This is a genomic window from Candidatus Nanopelagicales bacterium (assembly GCA_041393815.1).
Classification (GTDB): domain Bacteria; phylum Actinomycetota; class Actinomycetes; order S36-B12; family JAWKJK01; genus JAWKJK01.
Genome location: JAWKJK010000003.1, coordinates 575,518 through 589,524, shown reverse-complemented (window position 1 = coordinate 589,524; position 14,007 = coordinate 575,518). Strand labels below are relative to the sequence as shown.

At 71.2% G+C, this 14,007-nt stretch carries 14 protein-coding genes; 10 read left to right on the top strand and 4 right to left on the bottom strand.

Going from position 1 to position 14,007, the window contains the following annotated elements; all coding sequences use genetic code 11:
• The 4 genes from R2737_12385 to R2737_12370 form a co-directional block, all read right to left on the bottom strand.
• Window positions 1-767 (bottom strand): acetaldehyde dehydrogenase (acetylating) (locus R2737_12385; GenBank protein MEZ5117054.1); only part of this gene is annotated, 767 nt, incomplete at its 3' end.
• 41 nt (window positions 768-808) lie between these two features.
• Window positions 809-1,627 (bottom strand): fumarylacetoacetate hydrolase family protein, encoded by an 819-nt coding sequence (locus R2737_12380; GenBank protein ID MEZ5117053.1) that lies wholly within the window; start codon window positions 1,625-1,627, stop codon window positions 809-811.
• A gap of 1 nt (window position 1,628) precedes the next feature.
• Complete coding sequence (locus R2737_12375) at window positions 1,629-2,480, bottom strand: IclR family transcriptional regulator (protein ID MEZ5117052.1); 852 nt, start codon at window positions 2,478-2,480, stop codon at window positions 1,629-1,631.
• Window positions 2,477-3,238: a hypothetical protein gene (locus R2737_12370; GenBank protein ID MEZ5117051.1), complete on the bottom strand. Its 762-nt coding sequence runs from the start codon at window positions 3,236-3,238 to the stop codon at window positions 2,477-2,479. Before R2737_12370 ends, R2737_12375 begins: the two co-directional genes overlap by 4 nt.
• A gap of 108 nt (window positions 3,239-3,346) precedes the next feature.
• Between R2737_12370 and R2737_12365 the strand changes: the two genes are divergently transcribed.
• The 10 genes from R2737_12365 to R2737_12320 all read left to right on the top strand — a co-directional run bounded on the left by R2737_12365 (window position 3,347) and on the right by R2737_12320 (window position 13,988).
• Window positions 3,347-4,297 carry a catechol 2,3-dioxygenase gene (locus tag R2737_12365; protein MEZ5117050.1) on the top strand — a complete coding sequence of 317 codons (951 nt, stop codon included), beginning with the start codon at window positions 3,347-3,349 and terminating at the stop codon, window positions 4,295-4,297.
• Window positions 4,297-5,208: a catechol 2,3-dioxygenase gene (locus R2737_12360; GenBank protein MEZ5117049.1), complete on the top strand. Its 912-nt coding sequence runs from the start codon at window positions 4,297-4,299 to the stop codon at window positions 5,206-5,208. The genes R2737_12365 and R2737_12360 overlap by 1 nt, the downstream gene beginning before the upstream one ends.
• A 10-nt stretch (window positions 5,209-5,218) precedes the next feature.
• Window positions 5,219-6,352: a histidine phosphatase family protein gene (locus tag R2737_12355; protein ID MEZ5117048.1), complete on the top strand. Its 1,134-nt coding sequence runs from the start codon at window positions 5,219-5,221 to the stop codon at window positions 6,350-6,352.
• Window positions 6,349-7,455: a PEP/pyruvate-binding domain-containing protein gene (locus R2737_12350; GenBank protein ID MEZ5117047.1), complete on the top strand. Its 1,107-nt coding sequence runs from the start codon at window positions 6,349-6,351 to the stop codon at window positions 7,453-7,455. Before R2737_12355 ends, R2737_12350 begins: the two co-directional genes overlap by 4 nt.
• 73 nt (window positions 7,456-7,528) lie before the next feature.
• Window positions 7,529-9,340, top strand: coding sequence for a PEP-utilizing enzyme (locus R2737_12345; GenBank protein ID MEZ5117046.1), 1,812 nt, complete (start codon window positions 7,529-7,531; stop codon window positions 9,338-9,340).
• 236 nt (window positions 9,341-9,576) lie between these two features.
• Complete coding sequence (locus R2737_12340) at window positions 9,577-10,833, top strand: aromatic ring-hydroxylating dioxygenase subunit alpha (protein MEZ5117045.1); 1,257 nt, start codon at window positions 9,577-9,579, stop codon at window positions 10,831-10,833.
• Window positions 10,826-11,122, top strand: a complete 297-nt coding sequence (locus R2737_12335) for a hypothetical protein (GenBank protein ID MEZ5117044.1) — start codon at window positions 10,826-10,828, stop codon at window positions 11,120-11,122. Before R2737_12340 ends, R2737_12335 begins: the two co-directional genes overlap by 8 nt.
• 23 nt (window positions 11,123-11,145) lie before the next feature.
• Window positions 11,146-11,943 (top strand): fumarylacetoacetate hydrolase family protein, encoded by a 798-nt coding sequence (locus tag R2737_12330; GenBank protein ID MEZ5117043.1) that lies wholly within the window; start codon window positions 11,146-11,148, stop codon window positions 11,941-11,943.
• On the top strand, window positions 11,940-12,581 hold the full coding sequence (locus R2737_12325; GenBank protein ID MEZ5117042.1) for an HAD-IA family hydrolase: 642 nt from the start codon (window positions 11,940-11,942) through the stop codon (window positions 12,579-12,581). The genes R2737_12330 and R2737_12325 overlap by 4 nt, the downstream gene beginning before the upstream one ends.
• 48 nt (window positions 12,582-12,629) lie before the next feature.
• Window positions 12,630-13,988, top strand: a complete 1,359-nt coding sequence (locus R2737_12320; protein MEZ5117041.1) for a hypothetical protein — start codon at window positions 12,630-12,632, stop codon at window positions 13,986-13,988.
• Window positions 13,989-14,007: the final 19 nt, after the last annotated feature.

Below are 14,007 nucleotides of genomic sequence, written 5' to 3'. Positions count from 1 at the left end.
GGGACCACCCCGCCGGGCGTGCGGTAGGGGCCCTCCTCGATGACCGGCGGGTTCTTCAGCCGGTAGCCGGGGACGTACTTGGCGACGTCCGCGGCCATGTCGAGGATCGACTGCACCACGGCGTCGTGGTCGGTCCCCTCCGGAAGCCCGGCGAACACGGTGTTGCGCATGAGGATCGGCGGTTCGGCCGGGTTGAGGATGATGATCGCCTTGCCGTGCCGGGCGCCGCCGATCTCCTCCAGCGCCTTCGAGGTGGTCCGGGTGAACTCGTCGATGTTCTGCCGGGTGCCGGGTCCGGCCGACCGGGACGACACCGTCGACACCATCTCCGCGTACGGCACGTCGGTCACCCGCGACACGGCGGCGACCACGGGAGTCGTCGCCTGGCCGCCGCAGGTCACCATGTTGACGTTCATCGCGTCGAGGTGCTCGGTGAGGTTGACCGAGGGGATCACCTTGGGCCCGCGCGCCGCGGGGGTGAGGTCGATCGCCACGATGCCGGCGTCGCGCAGCTTCGGGGCGTGCCGCACGTGGACGTAGGCGCTGGTGGCGTCGAAGACCATCCCGATGTCGTCGGCGTTGTCCATCACCCAGTCGATGCCGGTGTGGGGCGCCTCCAGCCCGAGGGCGCGCGCCCGGGCCAGGCCGTCGCTCTCCGGGTCGATGCCGACCAGGGCCTTGAGGTCCAGGGACTCTGAGCGCATCAGCTTGAACATCAGGTCGGTCCCGATGTTGCCTGAGCCGATGATCGCGCAGGGCATTGCCATGCGGGGTGTCCTCTCTGTGCCGGTCGGGCGGTGGGGAGCGTTCAGACCATGCGGACGGTGATGGGGCCGAGCCGGTCGAACTCGGCGCGGAACACGTCACCGGGGGATACGGGGACCATCGCGTGCAGGGCCCCGGTCATGACGACCTGCCCGGCTCGCAGCGTGACGCCCATCGGGTGCAGCGTGTTGGCGAGCCAGGCGACCGCTGCGGCGGGGTCGCCGAGGGCGGCCGCGCCGGCACCGGTGGCGACCAGCTCGCCGTTGCGGGTGAACACCATCCCGACCAGGCGCAGGTCGATGTCGTCGACGGGGACGGCACGCCCGGACAGCGCGATGGCGCCGTTGCTCGCGAGGTCGGCGACGGTGTCGGCGAGCTTGATCCGCCAGTCCCGGATCCGCGAGTCCACGATCTCGATCGCGGCGGCGGCGCCGGAGATCGCGGCGAGCGCCTGACCGGGGGTGCAGTTCGGGCCGGTGAGGTCGGCTCCCAGCACGACGCCGATCTCGGCCTCCACCCGCGGGGCGATGAAGTCGGCGACCACCACGTCGGCGCCGTCGTTGTAGACGGTGGATGCGAACACCGGACCGAAGTCGGGCCGGTCGACGCCGAGCAGCTCCTGCATTGGGCGGCTGGTCAGGCCGAGCTTGTAGCCGACGATGTCCTCGCCGTCGGCGAGCAGCCGGTCGACCAGGCGCTGCTGGATCGCGTAGCCGTCCAGCATGCCCAGCTCGGGACGGCTGTCGGTGAACGCGGCGATCGGCTCCCGGTCCCGGCGGGCGGCGTACAGCGCGGCGGCGCGCTCATCCGCCTCCTCGGCGGTGAGGACGGCGCCGGCCGGCGGGGTGGTGTCCACGGACATGTCAGCGTCCTCCGGTGGTCTGGTCACGGAAGCCGAGTCGGCGGCTGATGGCCTGGCCGGACTCGACGACGGGGCGGGCGAAGCGGCGCAGCGAGTCCCCGGTCAGCCGCTGCAGCGGGCCGGCGACGCTGACCGCCGCGACGACCTCGCCGCGGGCGTTGCGGATGGGGGCCGAGATGGATGCCACGCCCATCTCGGCCTCGTTGACGTTCTCCGCCCAGCCGCGCTGGCGCACCGTCTCCAGCTCCGACCGCCAGGCGGCCGGGTCGGTGATCGTGTAGGGGGTCAGCCGCGGCATCTTCCACCCGCGCATGACCTCCTCGAGCCGGTCCGGCGGCAGGAAGGCCATCAGCACCTTGCCGGTGCTCGTGCAGTTGGCGTGGTTGCGGTGGCCGACGCGGCCGAACAGTCGCAGCGTCTGCGGGCTCTCGCGCCGCTCGACGTAGACCACCTCGTGCTCGTCCAGGACCGCGACCTGCACGGTCTCCCGGGTCAGGTTGCGCAACTGGTCGATGACCGGCGTGCACGCGTCGTGCAGGTCCATGTGCGAGGACACCGATGCGCCCAGCTCGTAGATGGCCAGCCCGAGCCGGTAGGCACCGGTGTCGGGGTCCTGCTCCAGCAGGCGCTCCTCGGCCAGGGTGTTGAGCAGCCGGTGCGCGGTGCTCTTGCCGATGCCGAGGCGGCGGGACAGCTCGGTCACGCCGATCTCCCGGTCGCCCTTGCCGAACTCCTTCAGCAGGCGGGCGGCGTTGCGCACGCTGGACAGCGTCGAGTGCTGCCGGCGGGGGGCGGGTGAGGCGGGCTCGTCCGTCGGCGCAGCCTGCTCGGCGGGACTGCTCAGATCGGTCACGGCTGGGCCACCTCCGCGTGGCTCGGGGCTCGGACGGCGGCCAGCAGGGCCCGCCGCAGCAGGTCGGGGTCGGGCTCGGCGGCGTCCGCCGCGACCCGGACGCCGTCGTCGCCGGGGGCGATGGCCAGCGCGAGGAGGGCCTGGGCCCGGGGGAGCCCGGCGACCGCGGCGCCGTGCATCTCCTCCACCAGCGCCTCGTGCCGCGGGGCATGGGCGCGGATGGCCTCGAAGTCGCGGGCGGCGGCGGCGTGCGCATGCGCCAGCCCGGTCCCGGCATGGCCGGCGTGGTGGGGGGTGAGGGAGGCGCCCGGGGGCACGACCAGGTGGTACAGGTGCGTGCGTACGCCCAGCAGCCGGCGGACCTCGTCCGGCCGAGGTCCCGCGGACTCGTCGACCAGCCCGACCGCCGGCAGCACCACGGGGTCGACGAAGCGAACCGTCCAGGCCAGCCCGGGCAGCTCGTCGGCCAGCTCGACCTCCGGTCCCTGGGGCGCGGGGAGCGCCTCGGTGGTGGCCAGCAGGTGCAGGTGCGAGGTGCCCACGGCCACGACGGTGATGCGGCCGGCCGCCAGCAGCGGCAGCCGGGCCCGCTCGGCCGGGGGCAGCACGGCCGCGGCGTCCAGGTAGGCCTGGTGCGCCCCGCGGACGTAGTCCGCCAGCGCGAAGCGCAGCCGCTCCGGGCCGGCCGGCCCGGACGGGGCGGCCGGTCCGGACGGAGACGCCTGGTCAGGCGCGGCGGCGGCCGGGTCCTCGCTCACGGCCGGGACCCTAGCGCATACGTCCCGCATGTGGGGACGTTGGTCTTGTATGCGGGACAATCGGCCCGTAGCGTCTGCACACCGCCTCGACGCTGTCGCGGAGATCACATGTCTCCACCGCCGGCGTCCTCGACCCACCGGAGGGACTGGATGGGGATCCTGCGGCTGGCGCACGTCGACGTCACCGTGACCGACCTCGACCTCGCCACGGCCTACTACACCGAGGTCATGGGCATGCTGGAGGTGGACCGCGACGACGAGTCCGTCTACCTCAAGTGCTGGGACGAGCCGGACCACCACTCCCTGCGGCTCACCTACGCCCCGCGGGTCGGCTTCGACCAGATGTCGTTCAAGGTGCTCCGCGAGGACGACCTGGACGAGCTGGAGAACGCCGTGCAGGCGTACGGCTTCCCGGTCCGGCGGGTGTCCAAGGGCGAGTCCCGTGGCCAGGGCGAGTCGATCCGGTTCGATACCCCGTCGGGACACACGATGGAGCTCGTCCACGACATCGAGCCGGTCGGGCGGCTGCTGCCCAAGGTCAACCCGCCGCCGTTCGCCGAGGGCCTGCGCGGGATCGCACCGCCGCGGATGGACCACCTCCTGGTCACCGCGGAGGAGGTGGCCGAGGCGTCGAAGTTCTACATGGACGTGCTGGGCTTCCGGCTGACCGAGCAGCTGCTCGACGGCGACGGCCACCAGGTGGCCACCTGGATGGAGCGCTCGCACAGCCCGCACGACCTGGCCATCGTGGCCGGCCCCAACGGCGGCCTGCACCACTTCGCCTACTGGCTCGACGACTGGGACCACGTGCGCAAGTCGGCGGACATCCTGGCCTACAACGGGATCCAGATCGACGTCGGTCCGACCCGGCACGGCATCACCCGTGGCAACACCATCTACTTCTTCGACCCGCTGGGCACCCGCAACGAGGTGTTCACCGGCGGCTACCGGCCCGACCCCGACTTCCCCACCATCACCTGGACCGAGGACCAGATCGGCCGCGCCGTCTTCTACTACGAGGGCGAGCTCAACCAGCGCTTCATGAAGGTGCACACCTGATGGGAATCCTGCGTCTGTCACACGTCGAGGTGCGCGTCCCCGACCTCGAGCTGGCCACCGCCTACTACACCGAGGTGCTGGGGCTGTACGAGACCGCTCGCGAGCCCGAGCGGGTCTTCCTGAAGTGCTGGGACGAGCACCAGCACCACTCCGTCGTGCTCACCTTCGCGCCGACGTACGGCCTGGGCCACATGGGGTTCAAGGTCGAGACGGCCGAGGACCTGGACACCTACCAGGAGCGGCTGGAGGACGCCGGCATCGCGGTCAAGCGGCTGGCCAGGGGGGAGTGGGGCCCGGGCCACGGCGAGGCGCTGCGCTTCGAGGCCCCCGGCGGGCACCAAGTCGAGCTCGTCCACGGCATGGAGCAGGTCGGCAACCTGCTACCGCGCACCAACCCGCCGCCGCGGCCCCTGAACATGGTCGGCATCGCACCCCCGCGCATCGACCACGTCTTCCTCACCGTCGAGGACGTCGCCGCCGCCACCGAGTTCTACGTGGGCGTACTCGACTTCCACCTGACCGAGCAGATCGTCGGCGACGACGGCTTCCAGATCGCGACCTGGCTGGAGGTGTCGCACAGCTCGCACGACCTGGCGCTGGTGACCGGCCCCGACGGCGGGCTGCACCACTTCGCCTTCTGGGTCGACGACTGGAACGAGATCCGCACCGCCGCGGACGTGCTGGCCTACCACGGGGTCCGGATCGAGACCAACCCCACGCGGCACGGCGCGACCCGTGGGCACTGCATCTACTTCTTCGACCCCGCCGGCAACCGCAACGAGGTCTTCACCGGCGGCTACTGGGTCGACCCGGACGAACCCCCGGTCACCTGGACCGAGGCGGAGATGGGACGCGCCCTCTTCTACTACGACGGCGTCGTCAACCAGCGATTCCTGACGGTCCACAGCTGAAGGCGGATGGATGACCACCACCACCGAACCGACCGGCGCGGCACCCGCCGGCCGCGGCGCCACGCTGCCCCGCACCGAGCGCCCCGACGCGCCCGCCTACCTGCAGCGCTACCTCGACCGCGAGTCGCGAGGCGGCAAGCCGAGCGCCCCGGAGGACCGCGAGGGCGACGGCACGCCGCTGTACCTGCGCCGCTTCCGTGACCGCCGCAGCGGGGCGAACCCGCTGGAGTCCCCGGTCCCGCAGTGGGAGGGGCAGGACCTCGGTGTCACCCAGGCGATGGCCCGGATCACCCGGACCAAGGAGATCGTGCCGGGCACCGCGGAGGAGGCCGGGCCGCCGGTCGTCACGCAGATCCACATCGTGCGGCACGGGGAGACCCAGGGCTACTCGACCGAGAGCGGGCTGACCCCGCTGGGCAGCTGGCAGGCGCACCGGCGCGGGTTCGACATCTCCAAGAGCATCAAGCCCGGCGAGCGGGTGCGCATCGTGTGCGCCGACACCAACCGGGCCCGCCAGACCGCGGAGCACATCCAACGCGGGCTGCTGGACGGCCTGACCATGTGGGGGCGCGAGGCTGACATCTCCGCGGTCACGCCGATGGAGGAGTTCCGCAACTTCCAGGTCAACACCCCCGAGGGCCTGAAGGACGTCACCGCGGCATTCCGGCTGTACCACAAGGAGATGGAGAAGTACGAGCGCGTCGCGCTCGGTGACCGGCCGCTGTGGCTGGTCGAGGTCGACCGGTTCTGGCGCACCCAGCAGGGCGGCGCGGACCCGATCACCTACTGGACCCAGATCCCCATGCTCAACTTCGAGCCGCCCTCGGCGACCGTGCGCCGGTTCTGGGCCGGCTTCCAGCGCGTGGTCGCCGAGCACCCCGGCGACCGCATCATCTGCGCCACCCACTCAGGGCCGATGCGGGTGTTCGCGATCTGGGCCGTGGGCTACGACCCCGGTGAGCCGTACAACACCGAAGAGGTCATCGTCCGGCTGCTGAAGGGCGGACGCGAGGCGTTCGTGGCCTACCGCAACCGTGTGCAGGAGATCCAGGTCCCGGGGCTCGACGAGCTCCCGGACTGGTGGGAGGGGCTGTCCGGGCGCGCCCTCCCGGTGTCGAGGCGAGGAGAGGACGGTACGGCGTGAGCGTCGTGATGTGGTTCGAGGGCTACTGGGCCGGCATGAAGAACGAGGTCGGTGGCAAGGCCTCCAGCCTCGGCGAGATGACCGGAGCCGGGCTGCCGGTGCCCCCCGGCTTCGCGATCACCACCGCCGCCTACCGGCAGAGCCGGGACGAGTCCGATCTCGACGCCAAGCTGGCGCACTACCTGCACCGGCTCGACGTCGACGACACCGCGATGGTGGCCGAGCGCTGCGGCCGGATCCGGGAGATCATCCGCGAGATGCCGATGCCGCCGCTGGTGGAGAAGTCGATCCGGCATGCGTACGAGGAGCTGTCGCGCCGCTGCGGGGTCCAGGACGTGCCTGTTGCGGTGCGGTCCTCGGCAACCTCGGAGGACTCCCCGGACGCATCCTTCGCCGGCGAGCACGACACCTACCTGTGGGTGCGCGGCGCGGATGACGTCGTCGACGCCGTACGGCGTTGCTGGGCCAGCCTCTTCACCGACCGTGCGACCTGCTACCGGGTCGAGATGGGCTACGAGCACCGCTCGGTCGAGATGAGCGTGGTGGTGCAGAAGATGGTGCACCCCAAGTCCGCCGGCGTGGCGTTCACGCTGAACCCGGCGGACGGCGACCGGTCCCAGGTGGCCATCGACTCCGCCTGGGGCTTCGGCGAGTCCGTCGTCTCCGGCGAGGTCACGCCCGACAACTTCCTCATCGACAAGGTGATGTTCGAGATCGGCAGGCGATCGGTCTCGAAGAAGGAGGTCGAGTTCGTCCTCAGCGACGACGGCAGGGTCGTCAAGGTCCCCCTGGACGGCGACCGCGCGACCGACCCCAGCCTGACCGACGACGAGATCAAGGCGATCGCGCGGCTGGCCAAGACCGCGGAACGGCACTACGGGTCCCCGCAGGACATCGAGTGGGCCGTGGACCGGGACCTGCCCGACGGTGAGAACGTCGTGATGCTGCAGTCCCGGCCGGAGACCGTGTGGAGCAAGAAGGGCCCCCAGCGGGTGACCGGCGCGGCCGCCTCCGGTGACTTCATGAGCAGCATCGTCAGCACCCTCATGTCGCCCCTGTACACCCAGGAGAAGTCCGCCCCCGAGGGTGCGGACAGCGAGTAGAAAGACCTACCGGTCCGGCGTCCGCCGGTCCGGCGCCGCGAGGAACGACCACCGGATCGACGAAGGAGTTCGCATGGCCGACCGTTTCCCCAGCCCGTTCGACATCGAGACCCCCGAGGGGGCCGAGGGCTGGCAGGAGCTCTACCAGTACTCGTCGCTGTTCAGTGCGGACCGGCGCGAGTACGAGGACGCGATGTTCTGGTTCCAGGACGGGGTGCACTGGCCGAAGGTGCTCACCCCGTGGGACGCGACCTTCTTCGAGTTCGCGATCACCTCGCTCTCGCAGTACAACACCCGTCACCTCCTCGTGCCGCCGGCCAACGGGATCGACTACCGGATCCTCAACGGCTACGCCTACCTCACCCCGGTCCCCGCCCCGGAGGACCAGATCGAGGCCCGCGTTGCGGCGTTCACCGAGCGGGCGGGGTTCTACTTCATGAACTGGAACGACCTCTACGACAAGTGGATGGTCAAGATCCGGGACCTGGTGCAGGAGATGGAGTCCATCAACTTCGAGCCCCTGCCCGAGGTCGAGGACGTCGACGAGGTCGTGAAGTCCGGTCGCGGCGCCGGATCCGGCTACGACCTGCTGAGCAGCTACAACAAGGTGCTCGACAGCGCGCTGCTGCTGTGGCAGTACCACTTCGAGTTCCTCAACCTCGGCTACGCGGCCTACCTGGACTACTTCGGCTTCTGCAAGCAGGCCTTCCCCAACATCCCCGACCTGGCCATCGCCAAGATGGTCGCGGGCGTCGAGGTCGACCTGTTCCGGCCCGACGAGGAGCTCAAGCGGCTGGCCCGGATGGCCGTCGAGACCGGGGTGGGCGACGCCTTCTCCGCCGGTGATGTCGAGGCCACCTGCCAGGTCCTCAAGAGCAGCGATGCCGGCCAGTCCTGGATCGCCTCGTTCGAGGAGTCCGCGGAGCCGTGGTTCAACTTCTCCAGCGGGTCCGGCTTCTACCACTCCGACAAGATCTGGATCGAGAACGTCGAGATCCCGTTCGACTTCATCCGCAACTACGTCGACAAGATCCGTGCCGGTGACGACCTGGCCCGGCCGATCGAGGCGATCCGGGCCGAGCGCGACCGCATCGTCAACGAGTACTCCGAGCTGCTCGCCACCGACGAGGACCGCGAGGCGTTCCAGGCCAAGCTCGGGCTGGCGCGCGTGGTGTTCCCCTACGTGGAGAACCACAACTTCTACGTCGAGCACTGGAGCCACTCGGTGCTGTGGCGCAAGATGCGCCAGCTCGGTGGCGTGCTCGTCAAGGAGGGCTTCCTCGCGGAGCCGAATGACATCTTCTACCTCAAGCGGAACGAGGTGCCGGACGCGCTGTTCGACCTGTTCTCGGCCTGGGCGACGCCCGGCCAGGCACGTGGCCCGAAGTACTGGCCGGCGAAGGTCGCCGAGCGCAAGCGCATCGTGTCCGCCCTGGAGAAGTGGAAGCCGGTCCCGGCCCTCGGCGTCCCGCCGGAGGTCGTGACGGAGCCCTTCACCGTCATGCTGTGGGGCATCACGTCCGACAGCGTCGCCGCGTGGCTCGGCGGCGGCGCGAGCGAGGACGGCGGGCTCAAGGGCTTCGCCGCGTCGCCCGGCGTGGTCGAGGGCAAGGCCCGGGTCATCTTCTCCGCCGACCAGATCGGCGAGGTCGAGGAGGGCGAGATCCTCGTGGCCCCGCTCACCGCGCCGAGCTGGGCCCCGATCTTCGGCAAGATCGGGGCGACCGTCACCGACACCGGCGGCATGATGAGCCACGCCGCGATCGTGTGCCGGGAGTACGGCCTGCCCGCCGTGACCGGCACCGGGTTCGCCACCTCCACCATCCAGACCGGCCAGCTGCTGCGGGTCGACGGGTCGAACGGCACCGTCACCGTGCTGGACTGACCCGAGCACGCTCGACCGGGCCCGGACGCCACGCGGCGTCCGGGCCCGGCGCCGTTCCGGCGGATCGCCCCGGGATCCGTTCCCGTGGGCGGAACGGTGCTGCGGGATCCAGCGCAGGGTCGCCTAACGTGACCGGCACCACAGACGGCGCCCGGGACCCGGGGCCGACGGCACACCGAGCACCCCGACGGGGTGGCGCACGAGGGCACCGCACGCGGTGCGCGGAAGGACGGGACATGCTGACGGTCGAGCAGAACGAGGAGCTCACCAGGGTCGGTCCGGGCACGCCGATGGGCGAGCTGCTGCGCCGCTACTGGTACCCCATCGCGTTCGAGCAGGACTTCGACGAGGTGCCGTCGAAGACGGTCCGGCTGCTCAGCGAGAACTGGACGCTGTTCAAGACCCCCTCCGGCAAGTACGGGATCGTCGCCGAGGCCTGCCCGCACCGCCGCGCGTCGCTGACCTACGGCGTCGTCCACGAGGACGGGATCCGCTGCGGCTACCACGGCTGGAAGTGGGACTTCGACGGCAACTGCATCGAGCAGCCCGCCGAGGCCGACAACCAGAACTTCCGCGACCGGGTCAAGCAGAAGGCCGGCAAGGCGCAGACCATGGGCGGGATGGTGTGGGTCTACCTCGGGCCCGACCCCGCGCCGATGCTGCCGCGATTCGACGTCTTCGTCCTCGACGGTGTCCGCGACGTCGGCTACACGACGCTGCCGTGCAACTGGCTGCAGATCATGGAGAACTCCGTCGACCCGCACCACGTCGAGTGGCTGCACGGCTACTACTTCGAGTTCCTCGGCCAGACCCAGGGCTTCGAGGCGCCGAAGTCGTTCCAGCGCAGGCATATGCGGACCGCGTTCGACGAGATGGAGTGGGGCATCCTCAAGCGCCGCGTGCTGGAGGGCTTCTCGGAGGAGAACGACGACTGGAAGATCGGCCACCCGCTGGTGTTCCCGTTCTACATGCGGGTCGGCGGCGCCGGCATCGACCAGATGCAGATCCGCGTGCCGATCGACGACACCACCACCTGGAAGCTCTTCTACTCCCTGCACCACCCCGAGGGCGGCGAGTGGGAGCCGCAGGACCGCCCGGTGGCCTACGAGTACCCGTGGAAGGACGAGCAGGGCCGCTTCATCACCGACTACATCGAGGGTCAGGACATCATGGCCTGGGTGTCCCAGGGTCCGGTGACCGACCGCTCTCAGGAGCACCTCGGCCGGTCCGACGCGGGCGTCGCGATGCTGCGGAAGATGTTCAAGGAGAACATGAAGAAGGTCGCCAACGGGGAGGACCCGATCGGCACCGTCCGCTACGAGCACGACGTCATCCACCTGCCGTGCGAGAAGGACAAGTTCGGGGCCGAGCGCGTCTTCGCCGAGCAGTGGCTGACCGGTGGCTCGATGCGCTACAGCCCCATCCAGAAGCAGTTGCTGGAGTTGCACGACAAGGCGTGGGGCAAGCGCGAGGCGGCGACGGCGGGTGGCTGACAAGCGCACCGACATCGTGGCTCGCAACGCCGACCAGGCCGGGCTGCCGCCCGACCCGCACAAGCTCCCGCCCCCGGGGTCCTGGTTCGCGGGCGACGCGGAACGGCACCTGCTGGACAAGCCGAAGTTCTGCCCGATGTGCGCTGCGTCGCTGGAGGTGGAGGGCGGGATCTCCACGGAGTACTGGACCGGGGACGTCCGCGTCTTCATGACCTGGTGCGGCGGGTGCGGGTGGTTCGGCGAGGTCGTGCGCTTCGACAGGGTGACCATCTGGGAGGAAGAGCACTGACGCAGGACGTCGACGACGACCATGTGCGGGCCGTCGCGGTCGCGATCGAGGTCGCGCGTCGCGACGGCCGCACGCTCCCCGCGCCGGCCCTCGGGCGGCCGCTGACGCTGCCGGAGGCGTACGCCGTGCAGCGCCTGCGCACCTCTGAGCGCACCGGTCGCGGCGAGCGGGTCGTGGGGTGGAAGCTGGGCTACACCTCCGCCGCCATGCGCGCCCAGATGGGGATCGACTCGCCCAACCACGGTCCGCTCACCGACGCGATGCTGCGGGACTCCGGTGCCTGCGTCCCGGACAGCGCCGTCCAGCCCCGGGTCGAGCCGGAGGTCGCGCTGGTCCTCGGCCGCGACCTGCCCGGCCCTGCGACGCCGGAGCAGGCCGCGGCCGCGGTGCTGCGGGCCCGGGCCGCGCTCGAGGTGGTGGACTCGGTGTGGCAGGACTACCGGTTCACGCTGGAGGACAACACCGCCGACGGCTCGTCCGCGGCGTACGTCGTCCTCGGCGGCGAGCTGTCGACGGAGGGACTGGACCGGGTGGAGGCGGTGCTGACCCGCAACGGCGAGGAGGCCGGCAGCGGTCGGGGGAGCGACGTCATGGGGCACCCGCTGGCGGCGCTGGCCTGGCTGGCCGGCGCCCTCGCGGAGCAGGGCGTCGTCCTGCGGGCCGGGGACGTCGTCATCACCGGTGGGCTGACCGCGGCGGTCCCGCTGGAGCCGGGGGACGGGGTGCGGGCCCGGATCGGGTCTGCCACGGTGACCGTGCGGCGTGACCCCGTCGCCCATCGATCCATCACTGACCCCGTTCCCGAGGAGGAGACGACGTGACGGCCCTGGTCCTGGACTTCGGCGGCCCGGTGCTGCTGACCCCGTTCGAGCTGCGAGGGGTGGGGGAGCGTTCGGCGGGCCTGCCGCCGGGGTCGCTGGCATGGACCGGACCCTTCGACCCGGCCGCCGACGAGGACTGGCGGGTGTTCCAGGACGGCGGCATGACCGAGCGACAGTACTGGCAGCGCCGGGTCGACGAGTTCGCGGCGCTGACCGGCGAGCCGCCGAAGTTCCCCCGCCTCTTCTACCACCTGTTCCACGGCTCCGAGGAAGAGCTGGTCCGGCCCGGGGCGCTCTCACTCATGCGCGAGGCCAAGGCGGCCGGGATCCCCGTGGGCGCGCTGACCAACGACCTCACGGCGTTCCACGACCAGGAGTGGCTGGACCGGATGACGGTCCTGCGAGAGTTCGACGTGCTCGTCGACGGTCGCACGGAGGGCGTCCTCAAGCCGGACCCGCGGTCCTACCGGATCGTGCTGGAGCGGCTGGGCGTGCCCGCGGAGGGCACGGTGTTCGTCGACGACCAGCCCGTCAACCTGCGCGGGGCGGTGGAGGTGGGGCTCACCCCCGTCCTGCTGGATCCGACCGACCCGAAGCCGGCGTTCGACGAGGCCAGGAGGCTGCTCGGCCTCGCCTGAGGCGCCGGGTGTTAGATCGAGCCGACGTCCCGACCGACAGGAGTGGTGATGGCTGAGCGGGTTCTGCGCGTCGCGGTGGTGGGTTCGGGTCCGTCGGGCATCTACGCGGCCGACGCACTGACCGGTCAGTCAGCAGTCCCCGCGACGGTGGACGTGTTCGACCGGCTGCCCGCCCCGTACGGACTGGTGCGCTACGGCGTGGCCCCCGACCACTTCAGCATCCGGTCGGTGCGCGGGACCCTGGAGAAGGTGCTGGAGCGGCCGACCGTGCGGTTCCTCGGCAACGTCGAGATCGGCCGCGACCTGTCCCTGGGGGACCTGCAGCGACGCTACGACGCGGTCATCCTGACCTACGGCGCCGCCCGCGACCGGCGGCTCGGGATCCCCGGCGAGGACCTGCCCGGCAGCGTCGCCGCGACCGACCTGGTGGCGTGGTACTGCGGACACCCGGAGGCTCCGCGAGCCGAGATGGAGGACGCCGTCTCGTCCGCGACCGCCGCCGTCGTGGTGGGCGTCGGCAACGTGGCCGTCGACGTGGTCCGGGTGCTGGCGAAGGCGCCGGAGGAGCTCGCGGACACGGACATGCCGCAGCACGTGCTGGACCTGCTGGCGTCGGACTCGATCACCGACATCCACCTGCTCGGCCGGCGCGGCCCGGCACAGGGCGCGTTCACCACCAAGGAGCTGCGCGAGCTCGGCGAGTTGGCCGACGCGGACGTGCTGCTCGACCCGGCCGACCTGGATCTGGACGAGCTGAGCCAGGCCGCCGTCGACGGCAGCAAGGTGCTGGCGCGCAACGTGGAGGTCCTGCGCGACTGGGGCTCGCGCCAGCCCGAGGGCAAGCGCCGCCGCATCCACGTGCGCTTCTTCACCCGACCGGTGGAGCTGAAGGGGACCGACCGGGTCGCGGAGGTCGTGGTCGAGCGCACGGAGCTGGACGCGGAGGGTCGCGCGCAGGGCACCGGGGAGCTGTCGTCGATCCCCGCGCAGCTCGTGGTCCGCTCCGTCGGATACCGCGGCATGCCGCTGGAGGGGGTGCCGTTCGACGCGGCCCGCAACGTCATCCCGAGCTCGGACGGGCGGGTGCTGGACGGCGACGCGGTGGTGCCGGGCCTGTACGTGGCCGGCTGGATCAAGCGCGGCCCCACCGGGATCATCGGCACCAACAAGAAGGACGCGGCGCAGACGGTGACCAGCCTGCTCGAGGACGCGGAGGCGGGGCGGCTGCCCGAGCCGACCGAGGCCGGGGATGTCGTACCGCTGCTGGAGGATCGCGGCATCGATGTCGTCACCTTCGACCGGTGGAAGGCGATCGACGCCGCCGAGGTGGCCCTGGGCGGGACGAACGGCCGGGCCCGCACGACCCTGCACGACCGGGCCGAGATGCTCGCCTGCGTGCCCGACTGACGGGACCGCCGCCCGACAG

Bases quoted from the DNA above. Each gene is read 5' to 3' on its own strand.
- R2737_12365 (MEZ5117050.1), top strand. From the start codon at position 3,347: ATGTCTCCACCGCCGGCGTCCTCGACCCACCGGAGGGACTGGATGGGG.
- R2737_12380 (MEZ5117053.1), bottom strand. From the start codon at position 1,627: ATGTCCGTGGACACCACCCCGCCGGCCGGCGCCGTCCTCACCGCCGAG.
- R2737_12345 (MEZ5117046.1), top strand. From the start codon at position 7,529: ATGGCCGACCGTTTCCCCAGCCCGTTCGACATCGAGACCCCCGAGGGG.
- R2737_12340 (MEZ5117045.1), top strand. From the start codon at position 9,577: ATGCTGACGGTCGAGCAGAACGAGGAGCTCACCAGGGTCGGTCCGGGC.
- R2737_12320 (MEZ5117041.1), top strand. From the start codon at position 12,630: ATGGCTGAGCGGGTTCTGCGCGTCGCGGTGGTGGGTTCGGGTCCGTCG.
- R2737_12360 (MEZ5117049.1), top strand. From the start codon at position 4,297: ATGGGAATCCTGCGTCTGTCACACGTCGAGGTGCGCGTCCCCGACCTC.
- R2737_12355 (MEZ5117048.1), top strand. From the start codon at position 5,219: ATGACCACCACCACCGAACCGACCGGCGCGGCACCCGCCGGCCGCGGC.